The organism is Mesorhizobium sp. M0816, assembly GCF_040320005.1.
Taxonomy (GTDB): domain Bacteria; phylum Pseudomonadota; class Alphaproteobacteria; order Rhizobiales; family Rhizobiaceae; genus Mesorhizobium.
This window is the reverse complement of record NZ_JAMYOT010000029.1, coordinates 1-19,944: the sequence shown is the minus strand read 5'-3', so window position 1 is coordinate 19,944 and position 19,944 is coordinate 1. Positions and strand designations below refer to the sequence as shown.

Genomic DNA, 19,944 nt, shown 5'->3' with positions numbered 1-19,944 from the left:
TCCAAAGTGTTAACAGGTTTGGGACGGCAACAGGCCGGCGGCGGCGGCCGCGGCGGGAAACCCGCAAAGTGGTTATTGCAATCTTTCGCGGCGCCTCCGCATTTGAACATCGTGGCCTCTGCCGTGCCATTGCCGCCACCGAAGCGGTCGCTTTTGCGATGGATTTTTCGTCCGCGCGGCGCGACAGTCCTCGTCGATCTCAACAGGGCCTGATCATGACCGAAGCATTCCTTTCCCACATCGACAGCGAGCTTGAAGGACTGAAATCGGCCGGCCTTTACAAATCCGAACGGGTGATAACCTCGACCCAATCGGCCGAGATCGAGGTCGGCGGCGAGAAGGTGCTGAATTTCTGCGCCAATAATTATCTCGGCCTCGCCGACAGCGCCGAACTGCGCGAGGCGGCCAAGCAGGCGCTCGACCGTTACGGCTACGGCATGGCGTCGGTGCGCTTCATCTGCGGCACGCAGGAAGAACACAAGCAGCTCGAGGCGACCATTTCTGACTTCCTCGGCATGGAGGATACGATCCTCTACGGCTCCTGCTTCGACGCCAATGGCGGCCTGTTCGAGACGCTGCTCGGCGAGGAGGATGCGGTCATCTCCGACGCACTGAACCACGCCTCGATCATCGACGGGGTACGGCTGTCGAAGGCAAAGCGCTTCCGCTACGCCAACAACGACATGGCCGATCTGGAGGCGCGGTTGAAAGAGGCGAGCGACTGCCGGTTCCGGCTGATCGCCACCGACGGCGTGTTCTCGATGGATGGCATCATCGCCAATCTGAAGGGCGTCTGCGACCTCGCCGACAAATATGATGCGATGGTCATGGTCGACGACAGCCATGCAGTTGGTTTCGTCGGCAGGAATGGCCGCGGCTCGGCCGAACATTGCGGCGTCGAGGGCAGGGTGGACATCATCACCGGCACGCTGGGCAAGGCATTGGGCGGCGCGTCGGGCGGCTACACTTCGGGCAGGAAGCAGGTAGTCGACTGGCTGCGCCAGCGCTCGCGGCCCTATCTGTTTTCCAACACGCTGATGCCGGCGATCGCCGGCGCCTCGATTCGGGTGTTCGAACTGGTCCGCAATGGCGACGCGTTGCGTCAGCGCCTATATGCCAACGCAGCGCGGTTTCGCTCCGAGATGGGCAGGCTCGGCTTTACACTGGCCGGCGCCGACCATCCGATCATCCCGGTGATGCTGGGCGACGCGACGCTGGCGCAGGAGATGGCGGCGCGGATGCTGAAGCGCGGCATCTATGTCATCGGCTTCTCCTTCCCCGTGGTGCCGAAGGGCCAGGCGCGCATTCGCACGCAGATGTCAGCCGCCCATTCCAGCGCGGACATTGACCGTGCGGTTGAGGCGTTTTCGGATGTGGGAAGGGAATTGGGCGTGCTGAAATGACTGAAGGTTACCCTAAGTCGTGCTGGTTTTGCGGCGAGGTCATTGAAACGACCGATAGACAGGCCATCGAAGTTTCAGTTCGCAATCTTTGGACCACCGAAGACGATCCGCCAATGCAGTATTTCTTCCTGCATTCGGTCTGTGCCCTCGAAAAATTGCAAGGCAAAGAAGGGCCAAAATTTGAAGTGGATGTGTTCACGGACTTCCGCAGTTAGCTCAGAAATCGCTGGCTAGATCGAGGATTCAAGAATGTCAAACATGATGAAGGCCCTGGTCAAGGCCAAGGCCGAGCCGGGCATCTGGATGGAAGAAGTGCCGGTGCCCGAGATCGGCCCCAACGACGTGCTGATCAAGATCAGGAAGACCGCGATCTGCGGCACCGACGTCCACATCTACAATTGGGACCAGTGGGCGCAAAAGACCGTGCCGGTGCCGATGGTTACCGGCCACGAATTTGTCGGAACCGTCGCCGATTTCGGCACGGCGGTGACCGAATACAAGGTTGGCCAGCGTGTCTCCGGCGAAGGCCATATCGTCTGCGGCCATTGCCGCAACTGCCGGGCGGGCAGGGGGCATCTGTGCCGCAACACGCTCGGCGTCGGCGTCAACCGGCCGGGCGCCTTTGGCGAATACCTGGCGATTCCACAGCACAATGTCGTGCCGATCCCCGACGACGTGCCGGACGAGATCGCGGCGATCTTCGATCCCTTAGGCAATGCGGTTCACACCGCATTGTCCTTCGATCTCGTCGGCGAGGACGTGCTGGTCACCGGCGCCGGGCCGATCGGCATCATGGGCGCGCTGGTGGCGCAGTGCGTCGGCGCGCGAAAAGTGGTCATCACCGACATCAACCCGGTGCGCCTGGCACTGGCAAAAAAGCTCGGCGTCCAGCATGTCGTTGACGCATCGAAGGAGAAGCTGCGCGACGTGATGCCGGCGCTCGGCATGACCGAGGGTTTTGACGTCGGCCTTGAAATGTCGGGCGCTGCGCCTGCCTTCCGCGACATGATCGACACTATGAACAATGGCGGCAAGATCGCCATTCTCGGCATTGCGCCGACCGGCTTCGAGATCGACTGGAATAAGGTCATCTTCAAGATGCTGCATCTGAAGGGCATCTACGGCCGCGAGATGTTCGAGACCTGGTATAAGATGATCGCCCTGGTGCAGGGCCCGCTCGATGTGTCGGGGCTAATCACGCACCGGATCGGCATCGACGATTACATTTCCGGTTTCGAAGCGATGAAGAGCGGCAATTCCGGCAAGGTGGTGATGGATTGGTAGGCCAGCTCACTGCCTGCACTTTGGGGGACAAAATGGCGGAGAACGAGCACGGACGTATCATTGCTTCGGAAGCAAAGACCGTACTGCAGCCGGCCGGATTTCGGCGAAAGGGGCAGTCACGTGTCTGGATCGCTGATCGTGGCTTCTGGCTGAGTGTAGTCGAATTTCAGCCCAGCTCTTGGTCCAAAGGCACTTACCTGAACGTGGCTGTCCACTGGCTTTGGGATTCGCTTCCGCAAACACTGACCTTCGATCGTTCTGAACGCGTCGGCGGGTTCGTTGAGTTCCAGAACTCCGCACAGTTTGTGCCACTGGTCGGTCAAATGGCGAGGAAGGTACTCGAAATTGATCAGATTCATCGATCGATGTTCCCTTCCGTGCAGGCGACAGCCGCGACCCTCGTGAATGAATTGCAGCTTGGTGCGTACGGCGAATGGGCAGCTTTCCACGCCGGGGTGGCGGCCGGCTTGGCTGGTGACTTTGAAACGGCAAGGCGGCTGTTTGAAAGCGTTCGAAGACACGCGGCTTCGCAGGCACAGGCGCTCCTGGCCTACATCGATGATCCGGTAGAATTTCGAAGCCATGTCAAAGGCATCATTGAAGCCGAACGCGCCTATTACGGTTTAGGAGCGTTGCCTGCCGCGGTAGCCATCTGATTTCTGCGACGGTCGAACCTATAGAGGATTTCAACGCAGGGTAAGTTTTGCCTCCAGCGCCGCTACCCCACTGACAATCGCCGCCCGCTCTTCCGCACCAAGCCTCTCCAGCAGCTCCCGCTCGAACGCCTTCGCCAGCGGCACCATTTCGCGATAGGCGGCAAGCCCCGCTTTGGTCAGCGTCAGATGCTCGACGCGACGGTCTTTCTCGTCTGGCGTGCGGGTCAGCCAGCGCCGCCGCTCGAGTTCGGCGACCGCGCGCGAAACCTTGGTCTTGTGCATGGCCGATTGCTCGCCGAGCGCCGTCGCCGTCATCGTGCCGTGCTGTCCAAGTCCCGCAAGCGTGCGCCATTCGGGCCGTGTCAGGCCGTGGCGGTCCTTGTATATTCTTGAGAACTCGCGGCTGACGGCATCGGCAAGCCGGTAAAGCCGGTAAGGTAGGAAGGATTCCAGTTCGAGGATTTCCATAGTTGGCCCTGACTGAGCATGCTGGCGGCTCATGCCGAAATCACCGTTGATGGTTACATTTTCAATGGTTACAAATGAAACCGATATGGTCAACTTGGAGCATCTTTGCGGATGCGCAAACGATGCTCCGAGACCATGAATTCGGGAGGATTCCATGGCCTATTCCTACATGCCGGGTTTCGGCAATGACTTCGAGACCGAGACTTTGCCGGGCTCGCTGCCGCAAGGCCGAAACTCGCCGCAGCGGCCGGCCTACGGCCTCTATGCCGAGCAGCTTTCGGGCTCTCCATTCACCGCGCCGCGCGGCACCAATGAGCGCTCCTGGCTTTATCGGATAAGGCCGAGCGTGAGGCACACCGGTCGCTTCAAAGCGGCGAATTATCCGCTTTGGAAAAGCGCGCCGAACGTCGGCGACCATCAGCTCGCACTCGGCCAGTATCGCTGGAGCCCGGTGCCGATGCCGAAGGAGCCGACCGATTTCATTGCCGGCATGCGCTCGATCACCACCGCCGGCGACGTGCTCGGCCAGACCGGCATGGCGGCACACGTCTATGTCGCCAACCGTTCGATGGTCGACGATCATTTCTTCAACGCCGACGGCGAGTTGCTGGTCGTGCCCCAGGTTGGAGCCTTGCGCTTCGTCACCGAGATGGGGGTCATCGAACTCAGGCCGGGCGAGATCGCCGTGCTGCCGCGCGGTCTGGTGTTCAAGGTCGAACTGGTGGATCCGCAAGTGCGCGGCTATGTCTGCGAGAATTACGGCGCCAAGCTGACGCTGCCGGATCGCGGCCCGATCGGCGCCAACTGCCTGGCCAATCCGCGCGATTTCAAGACGCCCTGTGCCGGGTTCGAGGACAAGGAGACACCGTGCCGGCTGATCGCGAAATGGTGTGGCCAGTTCCATGTCACCGAGATCGACCATTCGCCGCTGGATGTGGTGGCGTGGCACGGCAATTATTCGCCCTACAAATATGATCTTGCGACCTTTTCGCCGGTCGGCGCGATCCTGTTCGACCACCCCGATCCATCGATCTTCACCGTGCTGACCGCGCCGAGCGGCGAGGAAGGCACCGCCAATATCGATTTCGTCATCTTCCCGCCGCGCTGGCTTGTGGCGGAAAACACTTTCCGGCCGCCCTGGTATCACCGCAACATCATGAGTGAGTTCATGGGCCTGATTCATGGTCAGTACGATGCCAAGGAAGAGGGCTTCGTGCCCGGCGGCATCAGCCTGCACAACATGATGCTGGCTCACGGACCCGATGCGTCTGGCTTCGAAAAAGCCTCGCGAGCGGAGCTGAAACCGGTCAAGCTCGACAACACCATGGCCTTCATGTTCGAAACACGCTTTCCGCAGATGGTGACCCGCTATGGCGCCGAGCTCGAAACCCGGCAGGACAACTACATCGACTGCTGGGCCGGCCTGAAGAAGCGCTTCAACGGCACGCCAGAGGGCGACTGGTCTTGAGCGCCGTCGCATGACGGATCGTCTGGTGCTTCTGGGTTCGAAGGGTGGCCCGGCGCTCCGGCCGGGCGGCCCGTGGCCGAGTTCGTCGCTGCTGGAGATTGGCGGCCGCACCATCGTCGTCGATTGCGGGCTCGGCGTAACGCGCGGGCTGACCGATGCCGGCATCAGCCTGAAGGCGCTCGACCTGATCTTCATCACGCATTTGCACTCCGACCATGTTCTGGAACTCGGACCTCTCATCCACACCGCCTGGACCGCCGGCCTGGCGGCGCCCGTCACTTTATTCGGCCCGCCCGGCATCGGCCATTATTGGCAGCGCTTTTGCCAGGCAATGGAATTCGACATCGAGATCCGCATCGCCGATGAAGGCGGGCCGGATATCCGCGACCTGGTCTCGATCGTCGAGTTTGGTGAAGGCCACGTGGTCGGGGAGCGCGGTCTCAAAATATCGGCGCTGCGTGTCGACCACCCGCCGGTGACGGATTGCTTTGCGCTGCGCTTCGATCATGCGGGGCAAGGCATCGTCTTTTCGTCGGATACGGCGTTCTTTCCGCCATTGGCGGATTTCGCCGAGGGCGCCGACGTCCTGGTCCACGAGGCCATGCTGGAAGAGGGTATCGAGCGGCTGGTCGCGAAGACCGGCAACGGCGCAAGGCTGAGGGAACACCTGCTTGCCAGCCACAGCTTTGCCGAGGAAGCGGGTCGCATCGCCACCGATGCAGGCGTCAACAGACTGGTCCTCAACCATCTCATTCCCGCCGACGATCCCGAGATCGGCGAGGCCGACTGGATTGCCGCCGTGAGGAAAACATGGGCCGGCGACTTGACGATCGCCCGCGACGGCCTTGTTGTGGGGCTGGAGCATGATCCCGAAAAGTGGAACCGGTTTTCGGAAGAGATCATGCGTAGAACAAAAAATCAAAGCAGCGCCAAAGCTGCGCCAGGAGAGGAAACCGCATGAAGCTTGCCACATTGAAGGACGGGACGCGCGACGGAAAGCTCGTCGTCGTCTCGCGCGACCTGACGCGGTTTACCGATGCTTCGTTCCTGGTGCGGACGCTGCAGGCCGCGCTCGACGACTGGCATCGGATCGCGCCGCATCTCGCTGCGATGGCCGAATCGCTCGAGAATAATGCGGTGCCGTCTGCCCGCTTTCACGAGCATGACGCCCATTCGCCGCTGCCGCGCGCCTATCAATGGGCCGACGGCTCGGCCTATGTGAACCACGTCGAGCTGGTGCGGAAGGCGCGCGGCGCCGAGATGCCGGCAAGCTTCTGGACCGATCCGCTGATCTACCAGGGCGGCTCGGACGCTTTCCTCGCACCGCGCGACCCAATCCGCATGACCGACGAGACCCTTGGCATCGACATGGAAGGAGAGGTCGCCGTCATCGTCGACGACGTGCCGATGGGTGCAGGCCTCGACCAGGCGCGGGCGGCGATCCGGCTGGTCATGCTGGTCAACGATGTAACGCTGCGCGGCCTGACCGGACCCGAGCTCGCCAAGGGGTTCGGCTTCTACCAGTCGAAACCGTCATCGGCCTTTTCGCCGGTTGCGGTGACGCCGGACGAGCTGGGCGATGCCTGGGACGGCGGCAAGGTCAGCCTGCCGCTGCTGGTCGATCTCAACGGCAAACCGTTCGGCCGGGCGAACGCCGGCATCGACATGACCTTCGATTTTCCGGCGCTGATTGTCCATGCCGCAAAAACGCGGCCGCTGGCCGCCGGCACCATTATCGGTTCGGGCACCGTCTCCAACAAGCTCGACGGCGGGCCGGGCAAGCCTGTCTCGGCGGGCGGCGCCGGCTATTCCTGCATCGCCGAGCTGCGTATGATCGAGACCATCGAAACCGGCGAACCGAAAACGCCGTTCCTGCGCTTTGGCGATAGCGTGCGTATCGAGATGAAGGACCGGGGTGGGCATTCGATCTTCGGCGCCATCGAGCAGAAGGTCGAGAAGTACGAGGGGTAAGAGAATGACAGGCGAGACGTTCTATCTGCTGTGCGGTGCCTGGGCTCTTGCCATGCTGGCGATCTTCATCCAGGCAATCAGGCTGAGCTACCGCATCGAGGCGCGCTCGCCCGGCCTGACCAACCGCAGCGGCTTTCCGCGCAAGGCGATGATGTTTCACACCGTCACCAACACGAATGTCGCGCTGGACGAGGAAACGCAAGGCATGCGGCGGCGCATGATCGGGCTGCTGCTGATTGTTTTGGCTGGGTTTGCGCTTCTATGGGCGGGTGTGTCGCTATTCCGGGTCGCGCCGTGAAGTCATGGACCTGCTGAACCATTTCCGCCGCATGGCGCGCAACAATCTGTGGTCCAACGACCGGCTCTATCGTGCCGTGCTGCAGCTTGAGCCCGGCGAATTCGAGGCTGAAAGGATAAGCTTCTTCCCATCGATCAAGGCAACGCTCAACCACATCCTGGCGGTCGATCATCTCTATCTCGGTTTTCTCGAAGAGGGCCGTGTCGGCGCTGCCGCCTATGATGGCTTCGTGCCCTTCAATGATCCCGAGGCACTGTTTGTTGCCCAGGTCGCGGCCGACCGGCGGCTGATCGCCTTTTGCGACCGCCTGTCGGCCGACGATCTCGAGCGCCGCGTTCTCACCGACCGGCGCGAGGACGGCATGATACCGGAACGGATCGGCGATCTGCTCGCCCATCTCTTCATCCACGACATCCATCATCGCGGCCAGGTGCACGCGATGCTGTCCGGCACCTCGGTGAAGCCGCCGCAACTCGACGAGTTCTTCCTCGATTATGATCTGAAACTCAGGAAAGCCGAGGTCGAGAGGTTGGTGCTCGAAGGTCGCAATTAGTTGTAGTTACGAAAATTATTGACTTAATTATTGTAGGTACATAAATTCTGATGAAGATCGTTTGGGACGAACCGAAACGGTTGGCCAACATTGACAAGCACGGCTTGGATTTTGCGGCGCTTGATGACGAGTTTTTTCTTGCCTCGACAATCCGCACTGCCAAGGCCGGTCGTCTCCATGGCAATTGGCCGGATCATCGATGGCATCGTTGCGGTCGTGTTTGCCCGGCTCGGTTCCGAGGGCATCTCGAAAATTTCGATGCGCCCGGCAAGTCCCGCGGAAAGGAGATTGTTCAATGGCAAAGCGTAAGGTGCGCACCGAGTTCGAAGCTGGTCGCGGCTACAGCAAAGAAGACTGGGAAGCCGTTTCGGAGAATCCGGAATGGACAGAGGAGGATTTTCGAAACGCTCGTCCTTTCGCCGAAGCGTTCCCTGAGCTTGCCGAAAGCATTCGCCGTTCGCGCGGCCGGCCGGCTCTCGATAATCCGAAGAAGCAGGTAACACTCCGTCTCGACAGTGACGTAGTCGCCCGCTTTCGTGCCGGCGGCCCCGGCTGGCAGAGCCGCATCAACGAGATTCTGCGCAAAGCCGCCGGCCTCGCCAAATAGACGTTTGCCTGTGACAGCGTCATTTGGCATACCCGTCCCATTCGGGACCGAGTTCGTCAAAATCGTCGGCAATCCTGATTTTGCCCTTCATGGCGCCGACACGAGGCAGGGACTCGGGCACGGCTAGCGGCACGAGGCGCGCCGCAACCTTGCCGCGACGGGTAATCACAATCTCTTCGCCAGCTTCCGCGCGGCTGACGAGTTCCGACAGTCTTGCCTTGGCCTCTGCGATAGGAATGTTCATGGCCAAAGTCTGAGCTACTACTGACCGAATCGCAAGAAGTCCGGTGCAGCCTTACTCCGCCGCCTGCACCTTCAGCACGCCGCGCTTGATCTGGTCCTGCTCGATCGATTCGAACAAAGCGCGGAAATTGCCCTCGCCAAAACCTTCGTCGCCCTTCCTCTGGATGAATTCGAAGAAGATCGGGCCGATCACCGTCTTGGAAAAGATCTGCAGCAGGATCTTGGTCGTGCCGCCGTCGACCACGCCTTCGCCGTCGATCAGGATACCGTGCTTCTTCATGCGCTCGATCGGCTCTTCGTGGCCGTTCACGCGGGCATAAGACATGTCGTAATAGGTCTCGGGCGGGCCCGGCATGAACTTCAGGCCGTTGGCGGCCAGCCTGTCGGTGGCACCGTAGATGTCGTCGGTGCCGACGGCGATGTGCTGGATGCCCTCGCCATTATACTTCTTCAGATATTCGGCGATCTGGCTGGTCTCGTCCTTGGACTCGTTCAGCGGAATGCGGATCTTGCCGCAGGGCGAGGTGATGGCGCGGCTGACCAGGCCGGTGATCTTGCCGTCGATGTCGAAGAAATGGATCTGCTTGAAGCCGAACAGGTCTCGGTAGAAATCCCACCATTTGTCCATCTGGCCGCGATAGACATTGTGGGTCAGGTGGTCGAGATAATAGAAGCCGACGCCTTCCGGCCTGGGGTCGCGCTCGCCCAGCCAGTCGAACTCGGCGTCGTAAGCCGAGCCCTTCTCGCCGTAAGTTTCGATGAAATAGAGCAGCGATCCGCCGATACCGACGATCGCCGGCACATCGAGCGTCTTGTCGTTGCCTTCATAGGGCGTCGCGCCCTTGGCCACCGCGTGATCGAAGGCATGCCTTGCATCGACCACCCGCCACGCCATCGAGGCGGCGCAAGGGCCGTGCTTGTCGACGAATTTCATGGCATGCGAGCCGGGTTCGGCATTGACGACATAGTTGATGTCGCCCTGCCGCCAGACGGTGATGTCCTTGCTGCGGTGCTTGGCCACCGGCACATAGCCCATGCGGGTGAACAGTTCGGCGAGCTTTTCCGGCTCGGCATGCGCGAATTCGACGAACTCGAAGCCGTCGGTGCCGGCGGGATTGGTTTTGCTGATCTTGGCGGGCGGTGCGTCGTGCGGGAAGGGACCCATGGCATTGCTCCGAAATCTGGAACTGGCCGCGTCGGCCATCTGAACCCAATTATAGCGCGGAGCGAGTGCAAATTGCTTGCATTCAAACGCTTGAAATGGTCTGATCATGCGCGAGTTGTGCACTGCGGACCCGAAATTCATGGATGAGGCGCGCATCGACCAGTTTGACCGCAAGATAATGGCTCTGTTGCAGGGCGATGCACGGCTGACCAACAACGATCTGTCGGAACGGGTGAACCTGTCCGCGTCGCAGTGCTCGCGTCGTCGCCAGCGGCTGGAGGAGGACGGCTATATCAAGGGCTACCGGGCGGTGCTCGACCGCGACAAGCTCGGTTTTTCCCTGGTCAATGTCATCTCGGTGACGCTCGCCACCCACAACCGCGACAATGCGCGGCGCTTCGGCGAATTGGTGGCGCGGCTGCCGCAAGTGCAGGAAGCGCACGCGCTGACCGGCGAGATGGATTATATATTGAAAGTGGTGACGCCGGACCTGAAGTCGCTGTCGGAATTCGTCAACGGCGTGTTGCTGCCGCACGAATCCGTGCAGCATGTGAAGACGGCGATCGTGCTGGAGACGTTGAAGGAGACCGGCGCGCTGCCGATTTGAGTGTAAATCATGTCGAACTTTCAGATCGCCGGCATCGTGCTGTTTCTAGTGGGGATTGTGCCGTTCACGATTGGTAGTCTGATCCACGCCGCGCATGAACCGAAGGCTTGGGAGTTGCGCATCATCAATCCCTGGCCTTCGTGGCTCTATGGCTGGGTCGAACTCACTCATCCGAAGGCGCGCTGGTGGTGCGGTGTCGGCTTTCCGATATGTCTTGCGGGCTTCATCGTACTTTTGGTCGCTACGGTTCCGCTCGTCGATCTTGCGCTATATGTCGCTTTGCTTGTCGCTTTCTTCTGGCTGCGGCGGGTCATAGCCAGACGGCGGCATCACTAAATCATCGGAACGCCTCTCACCCCTTCGACTGCTGGATCAGCCCATAAAGATTAGTGCAGCGGGCGCCGGACCGGCAGTAAGCGAAGACCGGGCCTTCGAGTTCGTCAAGCGCCTCGGCCTGGTCCTCGACATTCTCGGCCGTGATCTGGCCGCTGATGACCGGGATGTAGCGGAAGGCGAGCCCGGCGCCCTCGACCGCCGCTTTGACGGTGTCGGCCGATGGCTGGCCGGGCTGCTCATCGTCCGGCCGGTTGCAGATCACGCTTTTGAAGCCGGCGGCCTTGATGGTCGCGACATCCTCGGGCTGGATCTGGCCCGAGACCGAATAGTCCTCGCTGATCTGACGGTATTCCATGGCGGTGTCCTCGCAATCTGGTTAGCGGCAGTCTTGCCACTCCCTGACCCGGTCGGCAACCGCCATTAGACAGAAATCCGGCCGGGCAATTTCAGCCCGACCGGATGGAGTGACTAGACAGCTCAGCTGCCGAGGATCGCGCCTTTGATCTGGGCGATGTTGTTGTGCATCAGATCGATATAGGTCGCGGCCGGGCCGTCGGGCTGCGACAACGCATCGGAATAGAGCGTGCCGCCCACCTTGATGCCGGTCTCGCTGGCGATCTGCTCGATCAGCCGCGGGTTGGTGATGTTCTCGACGAAGATCGCCGCCGCCTTGTCCTGTTTCACCTGGCTGACCAGCTTGGCGACGTCGGCAGCGGAGGGCTCCGACTCGGTCGACACGCCTTCCGGGGCCAGGAACGTCAAGCCGTAGGCCTGCTCGAAATAGCCGAAGGCGTCATGCGAGGTGATGACGACGCGCTTCTCCTGCGGGATCGACTGGATCGCCGCCTGCACTTCGCCCTCAACCGCCTCGAGCTTTTGCGTATAGGCGGCTGCATTGGCCTTGTAGCTGTCGCAACCCGCAGCGTCGGCCGTGCAAAAGGCGTCGGCGATGTTCTTCACATAGATCTTGGCATTGGCGATCGACTGGAAGGCATGCGGATCGGTGACCGTCTTGCCGCCATCGGTTTCCGCGCCTTCGGCGACATCGGCCTCGGCGAATTCGGGTTTGAAATTGATCGGCGTGACCCCCTTGGTCAGCACGGCGACAGTCGCCTTGGTGGCGCTGGCGTCGACCAGGCGCTGCAGAAAACCTTCGAAATGCAGGCCGTTGACCAGCACGATGTCGGCCTTGGCCATCGCCACCGCATCGGCGGGGCTCGGCTCGTAGACGTGGGCGTCGCCGTCCGGCCCGACGATGGTGGTCAGATCGATGCGGTCGCCGCCGACATTCTTGGCGAAATCGGCGATGATCGTGAAGCTGGCGACCACTTTCAACGGCTCTGCGAAGGCCGAAGATGCGCCAAAGGCGGTTAATGTTATAACGCTCACGGCCAAAGCGGCGCGGATCGATTTCAGCATGGACAGGTTCTCCTTGTTGGGATCAGGCAGTTCTGTGGCGGTGATGAACGATGCGGGCACGCAGGATGCCGCGCGTGCCGAACAGGATCGAGGCGAAATAGACGACGCCGGCGGACAGGATGATGGCCGGGCCGGAGGGCAGCGACGCATGGTAGGACAACAGCAGCCCGGCAATGCAGGAGGCAAAGCCGATCACTGTGGCCAACACGCACATCGGCTCGACGCGCGAGGTCCAGAAGCGGGCCGCCGCCGCCGGCAGCATCATCAGCCCGACCGACAGCAAGGTGCCGAGCGCCTGGAAGCCGCCGACGAGATTGAGCACGACGAGGCCGAGAAAGATGAAATGCACCGGGCTGCCCATCCGGCTGACCGAGCGCAGGAACAAAGGGTCGAGGCATTCGGCGACCAGCGCCCGCCAGAAGATGGCGAGGCTGACCAGCGTCACCACGACGATGCCGCCGATCAGCGTCAGCGCCTCGTTGTTGAGCGCCAGCACGGTGCCGAAGAGCACATGCATGAGATCGACGCTGGAACCGCGGATCGATACCATGAGCACGCCGATGGCCAGCGAAATCAGATAGAAGGCCGCCATCGAGGCGTCCTCGCGCTGAATGGTGAAGCGCGAGACGGCGCCGGCGCCGAGCGCCACGATGATGCCGGCGATCAGTCCGCCGATAGTCATCGGCAGGATCTCCAGGCCATAGAACAGGAAGCCGGCGGCAGCACCGGGCAGGATGGCATGCGCCATGGCGTCGCCGGACAGGCTCATGCGCCGCAGCATCAGGAACACGCCGACCGGGCAGGCGCCGAGCGACAGCATCATCGAACCGGCGAGCGCCCGCTGCATGAAGGCGTAGTCGGCGAAAGGAGCGACGAAAAGACCGTAAAGCACGTCCATCATGCCGTCCTCGGCCCGGAGCCGTGATAATGGTCGTGGTCATGGCCGTGCTCGTGGCCACCGTGCTGGTGATCATGCTCGCCGGGCTCACACCATGGCGCGTTGTCCTCCCAGGCTTCGTGGAAGCGGCGCGCGCGCAACAAATTCTCCGGCCGCAGCGTCTCCCTGGTCTCTCCCCAGGCGATCGGCTGGCGCGCCAGCAGCAGTGTTTCGGGGAAATTCTGCCGCACCAGATCGAGATCGTGGACCACAACCATGATCGTGCGTTCCTCGCCGTGCCAGCGCTTGATCAGCGCGATCAGGTCACCGACCGTCTTGGCATCGACGGCGTTGAACGGCTCGTCGAGCAGGATGAGCTCGGCATCCTGCAACAGCACGCGGGCAAACAGCGTGCGCTGCAGCTGGCCGCCCGACAACGTGTCGATCGGGCGCTTTTCGAAGCCGCCGAGGCCGACGGCCATCAGCGCCTCGCTGACCGAGACGCGATCTTCCCTCGTATAACGGCCGAGCATGCCGCGCCGCGGCCACAGACCAAGCGAAACCAGGTCGACGACCCGGGCCGGAAAGGAGCGGTCGAGTTCCGATTGCTGCGGCAGATAGGCGGCGCGTACGCCGGGCGCCCGGATCACCGCGCCGGCCATCGGCTTCAGGACGCCGACAATGCCCTTCATCAGCGTCGACTTGCCGGAGCCGTTGGCGCCGACCACCGCCGTCAGCGATCCCTTGCGGATCGTACCATTGAGGTGGTGGACCGCAGGATGGCTATTGTAGCCCAGCGTGAGGTCGCGGAAGGTCAGGCAGGTTTGGCTCATGTGACGATCCAAGGGGGCGATGATCGGCGCTGCAGGGGCGGATTCGATATGTGATGTTATTACATTAGTCAACAAGCCAATCGGGCGGAATTGCGGCCGGGCCGTCATCTTGTCTGCTTTGGCTTGGCTCAAGAAGTTCCGCTCGAGCGGCCTTGCCCCCGGCGAACCCGGCCCCTAAACAGGCGCACCGACAAGAAGAGAAGGAATATCCAATGAGCATTCGTCGTATCGATGTAGGCCCGCGCATGAGCCAGATCGTCATCCACGGCAACACCGTCTATCTGGCCGGTCAGGTCGGGAAGCCGGGCGGAAACGTCGGTGCCCAGACCAGGGACATTCTGGCGGCGATCGACGAATTGCTGGCCAAGGCCGGCACCGACAAAACCAAGATCCTGCAGGCGATCATCTGGCTGGCCGACATGAGCACCTTTGCCGAGATGAACGCGGAGTGGGACAAATGGGTACCGCAGGGCAACACGCCGGCCCGCGCCACCGGCGAAGCCAAGCTTGCCGGACCAGAATATCTGGTCGAGATTATTGTTACCGCGGCGGTTTGAGAATGCGGCTCTTTACCCTCCCCCTCGAGGGGAGGGTCGGCGAGTAGTCGAAGCGAAGCGGAGACTGCGAGACGGGGTGGGGTCGGCGAGGTCGCACCGACCCCACCCCGCGTCACAAAATGCCGCCATGCGGCAATTTGCTCCGCGACCCTCCCCTCAAGGGGGAGGGTTTACCCCTGCGACGGCGTGAACCGCGCCACTAGCGTGTGGCTCTCGGCCGCATAGGTGAAGCGGACATGGGTGACGGGGTGCTCGGCGCTCCATGTCCGCCGCTCGATCACCAGGGACGGCGCGCCCGTCGCGATGTCGAGTGCCGCCGCTACGTGCTTTTCGGCGGCAACCGCGCGGATGCGATGCTCGGCCGCACTCCACGGCACACGGCCGATCAGCCACGGACCGGGCGCGGTGTCGAAAAACGCCTCTTCGGCGGCCTCCGGCACGGCAGCCAGGTTGATCAGCCGCTGCTCGTGGGCGAACGGCCGCTTGCCGGCGAAATGCCGGCATTCCAGCACCAGCACCGGCCCGGCGACGTCGAGTTCCAGCAGGGCGCGGTCGTCGGCGCTGCTGCGCCTTCTGTTTCGCGCTATGCGCTCATAGCGGTAGGGCAGGCCAAGTGCCTCGACCTCGATCCGGATGTCGTGGATTTCGAGAACGGCTGCCTGTGACTGCGGCCGGCGGACAAAACTGCCGGAGCGACGCCGGCGCTCGATCAGCCCGGCCTTGGCCAGTTGCGACAGCGCCTTGTTCACTGTCATGCGCGAACAATTGTATTCGGCCGTCAGTTCATGCTCGAACGGAATGCGGTGGCCGGGCGCCCAGGCACCCGACAGGATCCGTTCGCTGATGTCCGACAGGATGCGCTGGTGCAGCGAAAGAACCTCGCCGCCGTCCGCGCTTCCAGAATCCGCGCTTATTGTCCCGAGCATGCTCATGCCGAAAGCGCTGTCATCACCTTGCGGAACCGCTCGGCGATGGCATCGCGCCTGGCATGCATGCCGCCGCTGACCAGTTTCTTGCCATGCACCCAGACGCAATCGACCTTGGTGCCGTTGGCAAAAATCCAGGCATCAAGGATTGCATCGCCCGTCTTGCCGGCCAGCGATGGATGCTTGCCGTCGAGCGAGACGAAATCGGCCGAGGCACCTGCTGCGATCTGCGAGTGGCCGGCGCCCAACGCGGCACTGCCACCATCGAGCGCTGCATCGAACAAAGCACGGCCGGTCGAGCCACCGGCCACCGCCAGCACGTTGCGGGCGCGGTGGGCGAGGCGCTGCGAATATTCGAGCTGCCGCAACTCGTCCGGCACGCCGATCAGTACGTTCGAATCCGAGCCGATGCCGAAGCGGCCGCCATGCTGCATGAACAAGGACGCGGCAAAGGTGCCGTCGCCGAGATTGGCCTCGGTGATCGGGCAGAGGCCGGCAACGGCGCCGCTTTTCGCCAAATCGGTCGTCTCGGTCTCGGTCATGTGGGTGGCGTGGATGAGACACCAGCGCCGGTCGACCTTGGCGTTGGCAAGCAGCCATTCGACCGGCCGCGCCTCGGACCAGGCAAGACAATCCTCGACCTCCTTCATCTGCTCGGCGATGTGGATGTGGATAGGCCCCTCCGGCGCCATCACCGTGATGTTTTCCAGTTCCTCCGGTGTCACGGCACGCAGGCTGTGCGGGGCGACGCCCACGACGCCTTGATTCAGCGCGCGAATGGATTCGCGGCATTTCTCAACAAGCCGCGAGAACTGGTTCACATCGTTGATGAACCGGCGCTGGCCGTCATTTGGCGCAGCGCCGCCGAAAGAGGAATGCGCGTAGAACACCGGCAGCAAAGTCAGCCCGATGCCTGTCTCGGACGCTGCAGCAACAATGCGCTCCGCCATCTCGGCGATGTTGGCATAGGGCCGGCCGTCGCGGTCGTGGTGGAGATAGTGAAACTCGCCGACGCGCGAGAACCCGGCCTCCAGCATCTCGACATAGAGCTGGGCCGCGACCGCCTCGACCTGGTCCGGCGTCATCGACAGCGCGAAACGGTACATCACCTCGCGCCAGCTCCAGAAACTGTCGGCGGAAGGGCCGCGCAATTCGGCAAGGCCGGCCATGCCGCGCTGGAAGGCATGGCTGTGCAGGTTCGGCATCCCTGATAGCAGGATGGCACGGCGCTCGTCGCCAGGCAGGAGCGAGGTATTCGCCTTGACCGTGGCGATCCTGCCGTCGGAGATGACGATCCGCACATTGCTGTGCCAGCCGTCGGGCAGAAGCGCCTGTTCCGCAAAGATTGCTGTCACGTTTTTCTCCAAATCCCGGTCTGCCGTGCGATGATAGCGCTTGCAGTGCCTTTTCATATGTATATACATAATCGTCACCTATTGAAACGGAAAAGATGATGGCTGCAGAGAGCAAAAGCCGGGCAGGAGAGCTTCGCCTCTGGCGCAATGCGCGCCTCGCGACCATGGCCGAAAGCAGCGCCGGGTCAGGCGTCGTCGAGCACGGTGCGGTCGCCGTGCGCAACGGCCGGATCGTCTATGCCGGGCCGGAAGTCGACATGCCGGCGGCTCTCCGCGAGGGCGCCGAGGCGACCGACTGCGAAGGCCGCTGGATTACGCCCGGCCTGATCGACTGCCACACCCATCTGGTCCACGCCGGCAACCGTGCCAATGAATTCGAGATGCGGCTGGCCGGCGCCAGCTATGAGGAGGTTGCCAAGGCCGGCGGCGGCATCGTCTCGTCGGTCAAGGCGTTGCGCGCGGCGAGCGAGGACGAACTGGTCGGCCAGTCGCTGCCGCGCCTCGATGCGCTGATTGCCGAAGGCGTCACCACCGTCGAGATTAAATCCGGCTACGGTCTCGACCTCGAAAACGAGAAGAAGTCGCTGCGCGCCGCACGACGGCTGGGCGGTGAGCGGCCGGTGACAGTCAGGACCACTTTCCTCGGCGCTCATGCGCTGCCGCCCGAAGCAAAAGGTGACAAGGACGCCTTTATCGATCTTGTTGCAAAGCAGATTTTGCCGGCCGTCGCTGCCGAGGGCCTGGCCGATGCCGTCGACGGGTTTTGCGAAGGCATTGCCTTTTGGCCGGAGCAGATCGCCCGCGTGTTCGATGCCGCGAAGGCGGCGGGCCTGCCGGTCAAGCTCCATGCGGACCAGCTGTCCAATCTGCACGGCGCCGAACTTGCGGCGCGCTATGGTGCGCTATCGGCCGACCACCTCGAATACACCGACGAGGCGGGTGCGGCGGCGATGGCGAAGGCAGGAACCGTGGCGACCATCCTGCCCGGCGCCTACTACTTCATCCGCGAGACCAAGAAGCCGCCGATCGCCTTGTTTCGCCAGCATGGCGTCAGGATGGCCGTTGCCACCGATAACAATCCCGGCACGTCGCCGCTGACCTCGCTGCTGCTGACCATGAACATGGCCGCGACGTTGTTCGGCCTGACCGTCGATGAATGCCTTGCCGGCGTTACCCGCGAGGCTGCCCGCGCGCTCGGGCTGCTTGGACAGACCGGTACGCTGGAGGCCGGAAAATCCGCCGATCTGGCGATCTGGAACGTCGAGCGCCCGGCCGAACTCGTCTACCGCATGGGCTTCAACCCGCTGCATGCCCGCATCTGGAGGGGACAATGACCGAACTCAAGCTAAGGCCGGGCAATGCCACGCTGGCCGATTGGCGCGCCATCTATCGCGGCGCCGCACTGAGGCTCGACGATGCCTGCCGGCCGAAGATCAAGGCCAGCGCCGAGGCCGTCGCCAGGATCGTTGCCAAGGGCGAGCCGGTCTATGGCATCAATACCGGCTTCGGCAAGCTGGCCAGCGTCCGCATCCCCGCCGCCGATCTGGAAACGTTGCAGCGAAACATCGTGCTGTCTCATGCCGCCGGCGTCGGCGAGCCGATGCCCGTCGCAATCTGCCGGCTGATGATGGCGCTGAAGCTGGCCAGCCTGGCACAGGGCGCCTCCGGCGTGCGGCCGCGGACGATCGAGCTGATCGAGGCGATGCTGGCCAACGACGTTATCCCCGTGGTGCCGGCGCAAGGCTCGGTCGGCGCTTCCGGCGACCTTGCGCCGCTGTCGCACATGACCGCCGTGATGATCGGCGTCGGCGAGTGCTTTACCCCGCATGGCCGCTTTCCCGCCAAGGTCGCCTTCGTTTCGCATGGGTTGGAGCCGGTGACACTGGGCGCCAAGGAAGGCCTGGCGCTGCTCAACGGCACCCAGTTTTCGACCGCCTATGCGCTTGCCGCTTTGTTCGAGGCGGAAGTGCTCTACCAGTCGGCACTGGTCGCCGGCGCGCTGTCGACCGATGCCGCCAAGGGCTCCGACGCTCCGTTCGATCCACGCATCCATCTGCTCAGGAAACATCGCGGCCAGATCGAGACGGCCGAGGCGTTGCGCAATTTGATGGCCGGCAGCGCCATCCGTGAATCGCACCGCGTCGGCGACGAGCGCGTGCAGGATCCGTATTGCCTGCGCTGCCAGCCGCAGGTGATGGGCGCAGCACTCGACGTGCTCCGCAAGGCCGCCGAGACGCTCGGCACCGAGGCCAACGGCGTCACCGACAATCCGCTGATCTTTGCCGAGGACGACTCCGCACTTTCGGGCGGCAATTTCCATGCCGAGCCGGTCGCCTTCGCCGCCGACATGATCGCACTCGCCGTCTGCGAGATCGGCTCGCTGTCGGAGCGGCGCATCGCCATGCTGGTCGATCCGGCGCTGTCGGGCATGCCGGCCTTCCTCACGCCCAAGCCGGGTCTGAATTCCGGTTTCATGATCCCTCAGGTCACGGCGGCAGCACTGGTTTCTGAAAACAAGCAAAAGGCCTATCCGGCCAGCGTCGATTCGATCCCGACCTCGGCCAACCAGGAAGACCACGTCTCGATGGCGGCGCATGGCGCGCGCCGCCTCATCGGCATGGTCGAGAATGCGACGGCCGTCATCGGCATCGAATTACTGGCCGCCGCGCAAGGCTGCGATTTCCACGCACCGCTGGCCTCGAGCGCGGCACTGGAGGCGGTGCGCCGGCTGGTCAGGGCAGAGGTGCCGCATCTCGACAACGACCGGCACTTCCACCCCGACATGGAGAAGGCCATCGCCATGATACGCAGCGGCGCGGCGGTGAAGGCTGCGGGTGCGGTGAAACTGCCGGGCGTTGCGTCATGAGGCGGTGTGCCGTGACAGGTCGCGTTCTGTCGCGCCCCCCTCTGTCCTGCCG

At 62.7% G+C, this 19,944-nt stretch carries 24 protein-coding genes and 1 pseudogene; 16 read left to right on the top strand and 9 right to left on the bottom strand.

The features are described 5' to 3' along the window. Positions 1-215: 215 nt before the first annotated feature. The 4 genes from NKI17_RS30005 to NKI17_RS29990 are packed head-to-tail and all read left to right on the top strand — an operon-like array spanning position 216 to position 3,343. Positions 216-1,403 (top strand): glycine C-acetyltransferase, encoded by a 1,188-nt coding sequence (locus NKI17_RS30005; protein WP_352786319.1) that lies wholly within the window; start codon positions 216-218, stop codon positions 1,401-1,403. Then, a complete protein-coding gene (locus tag NKI17_RS30000; protein ID WP_352593127.1) occupies positions 1,400-1,618 on the top strand; it encodes a hypothetical protein in 219 nt (72 codons plus the stop codon). Before NKI17_RS30005 ends, NKI17_RS30000 begins: the two co-directional genes overlap by 4 nt. A gap of 34 nt (positions 1,619-1,652) precedes the next feature. Beyond that, entirely contained in the window at positions 1,653-2,687 is a 1,035-nt protein-coding gene (gene tdh / locus NKI17_RS29995; RefSeq protein WP_352593130.1) for an L-threonine 3-dehydrogenase, read from the top strand. 32 nt (positions 2,688-2,719) lie between these two features. Beyond that, the gene (locus tag NKI17_RS29990) at positions 2,720-3,343 is read left to right on the top strand and encodes a DUF4304 domain-containing protein (protein WP_352755975.1); all 624 of its coding nucleotides are present in this window, start codon (positions 2,720-2,722) and stop codon (positions 3,341-3,343) included. Between the two features lie 30 nt (positions 3,344-3,373). Here the strand turns inward: NKI17_RS29990 and NKI17_RS29985 are convergent, their stop codons facing one another. After that, positions 3,374-3,811 carry a MarR family winged helix-turn-helix transcriptional regulator gene (locus NKI17_RS29985; RefSeq protein ID WP_352907181.1) on the bottom strand — a complete coding sequence of 146 codons (438 nt, stop codon included), beginning with the start codon at positions 3,809-3,811 and terminating at the stop codon, positions 3,374-3,376. A 154-nt stretch (positions 3,812-3,965) separates the two neighbouring features. On the opposite strand from NKI17_RS29985, the gene hmgA reads away from it, so the two are divergent. The 7 genes and pseudogenes from hmgA (at position 3,966) to NKI17_RS29950 (ending at position 8,708) form a co-directional block, all read left to right on the top strand. Then, entirely contained in the window at positions 3,966-5,279 is a 1,314-nt protein-coding gene (hmgA, locus tag NKI17_RS29980; protein WP_352755977.1) for a homogentisate 1,2-dioxygenase, read from the top strand. A 10-nt stretch (positions 5,280-5,289) separates the two neighbouring features. Further along, complete coding sequence (locus NKI17_RS29975) at positions 5,290-6,240, top strand: MBL fold metallo-hydrolase (protein ID WP_352624205.1); 951 nt, start codon at positions 5,290-5,292, stop codon at positions 6,238-6,240. Then, the gene (locus tag NKI17_RS29970; protein ID WP_352593142.1) at positions 6,237-7,250 is read left to right on the top strand and encodes a fumarylacetoacetate hydrolase family protein; all 1,014 of its coding nucleotides are present in this window, start codon (positions 6,237-6,239) and stop codon (positions 7,248-7,250) included. The genes NKI17_RS29975 and NKI17_RS29970 overlap by 4 nt, the downstream gene beginning before the upstream one ends. Before the next feature lie 4 nt (positions 7,251-7,254). Continuing rightward, positions 7,255-7,548, top strand: coding sequence for a hypothetical protein (locus tag NKI17_RS29965; protein ID WP_352593145.1), 294 nt, complete (start codon positions 7,255-7,257; stop codon positions 7,546-7,548). 4 nt (positions 7,549-7,552) lie between these two features. Continuing rightward, entirely contained in the window at positions 7,553-8,101 is a 549-nt protein-coding gene (locus NKI17_RS29960) for a DinB family protein (protein ID WP_352724504.1), read from the top strand. A gap of 50 nt (positions 8,102-8,151) precedes the next feature. After that, positions 8,152-8,410 (top strand): annotated as a pseudogene (locus NKI17_RS29955) (BrnT family toxin). Next, positions 8,397-8,708: a BrnA antitoxin family protein gene (locus tag NKI17_RS29950; RefSeq protein WP_352457131.1), complete on the top strand. Its 312-nt coding sequence runs from the start codon at positions 8,397-8,399 to the stop codon at positions 8,706-8,708. The pseudogene NKI17_RS29955 and the gene NKI17_RS29950 overlap by 14 nt, the downstream one beginning before the upstream one ends. A gap of 19 nt (positions 8,709-8,727) precedes the next feature. On the opposite strand, the gene NKI17_RS29945 is transcribed toward NKI17_RS29950, so the two are convergent. Together NKI17_RS29945 and hppD are read right to left on the bottom strand one after the other, a co-directional pair. After that, a complete protein-coding gene (locus NKI17_RS29945; protein ID WP_352724505.1) occupies positions 8,728-8,952 on the bottom strand; it encodes a type II toxin-antitoxin system Phd/YefM family antitoxin in 225 nt (74 codons plus the stop codon). A 51-nt stretch (positions 8,953-9,003) separates the two neighbouring features. Continuing rightward, positions 9,004-10,116 carry a 4-hydroxyphenylpyruvate dioxygenase gene (hppD, locus tag NKI17_RS29940; protein ID WP_352569813.1) on the bottom strand — a complete coding sequence of 371 codons (1,113 nt, stop codon included), beginning with the start codon at positions 10,114-10,116 and terminating at the stop codon, positions 9,004-9,006. Between the two features lie 139 nt (positions 10,117-10,255). Between hppD and NKI17_RS29935 the strand changes: the two genes are divergently transcribed. Beyond that, the gene (locus NKI17_RS29935; protein ID WP_023674409.1) at positions 10,256-10,723 is read left to right on the top strand and encodes an Lrp/AsnC family transcriptional regulator; all 468 of its coding nucleotides are present in this window, start codon (positions 10,256-10,258) and stop codon (positions 10,721-10,723) included. 9 nt (positions 10,724-10,732) lie between these two features. Beyond that, a complete protein-coding gene (locus NKI17_RS29930) occupies positions 10,733-11,059 on the top strand; it encodes a hypothetical protein (RefSeq protein WP_352724506.1) in 327 nt (108 codons plus the stop codon). 16 nt (positions 11,060-11,075) lie between these two features. Here the strand turns inward: NKI17_RS29930 and NKI17_RS29925 are convergent, their stop codons facing one another. The 4 genes from NKI17_RS29925 to aztA form a co-directional block, all read right to left on the bottom strand. Further along, entirely contained in the window at positions 11,076-11,414 is a 339-nt protein-coding gene (locus NKI17_RS29925) for a protein tyrosine phosphatase family protein (protein ID WP_023674411.1), read from the bottom strand. Positions 11,415-11,536: 122 nt separating this feature from the next. Next, on the bottom strand, positions 11,537-12,478 hold the full coding sequence (aztC, locus tag NKI17_RS29920) for a zinc ABC transporter substrate-binding protein AztC (RefSeq protein ID WP_352724507.1): 942 nt from the start codon (positions 12,476-12,478) through the stop codon (positions 11,537-11,539). Positions 12,479-12,500: 22 nt separating this feature from the next. Beyond that, a complete protein-coding gene (aztB, locus tag NKI17_RS29915) occupies positions 12,501-13,376 on the bottom strand; it encodes a zinc ABC transporter permease AztB (protein WP_023674413.1) in 876 nt (291 codons plus the stop codon). Then, entirely contained in the window at positions 13,376-14,188 is an 813-nt protein-coding gene (aztA, locus tag NKI17_RS29910; protein WP_352724508.1) for a zinc ABC transporter ATP-binding protein AztA, read from the bottom strand. Before aztA ends, aztB begins: the two co-directional genes overlap by 1 nt. A gap of 212 nt (positions 14,189-14,400) precedes the next feature. Between aztA and NKI17_RS29905 the strand changes: the two genes are divergently transcribed. Next, the gene (locus NKI17_RS29905) at positions 14,401-14,745 is read left to right on the top strand and encodes a RidA family protein (RefSeq protein WP_352724509.1); all 345 of its coding nucleotides are present in this window, start codon (positions 14,401-14,403) and stop codon (positions 14,743-14,745) included. 170 nt (positions 14,746-14,915) lie between these two features. Here the strand turns inward: NKI17_RS29905 and hutC are convergent, their stop codons facing one another. Further along, entirely contained in the window at positions 14,916-15,677 is a 762-nt protein-coding gene (hutC, locus tag NKI17_RS29900) for a histidine utilization transcriptional repressor HutC (RefSeq protein ID WP_352724510.1), read from the bottom strand. Next, the gene (locus NKI17_RS29895; protein WP_352724511.1) at positions 15,674-17,026 is read right to left on the bottom strand and encodes a formimidoylglutamate deiminase; all 1,353 of its coding nucleotides are present in this window, start codon (positions 17,024-17,026) and stop codon (positions 15,674-15,676) included. Before NKI17_RS29895 ends, hutC begins: the two co-directional genes overlap by 4 nt. Before the next feature lie 98 nt (positions 17,027-17,124). Here NKI17_RS29895 and hutI point away from each other — a divergent pair, with 98 nt between their 5' ends. Further along, positions 17,125-18,360, top strand: coding sequence for an imidazolonepropionase (gene hutI / locus NKI17_RS29890; protein WP_352907167.1), 1,236 nt, complete (start codon positions 17,125-17,127; stop codon positions 18,358-18,360). Then, complete coding sequence (hutH, locus tag NKI17_RS29885; RefSeq protein ID WP_352571517.1) at positions 18,357-19,892, top strand: histidine ammonia-lyase; 1,536 nt, start codon at positions 18,357-18,359, stop codon at positions 19,890-19,892. Before hutI ends, hutH begins: the two co-directional genes overlap by 4 nt. Positions 19,893-19,944: the final 52 nt, after the last annotated feature.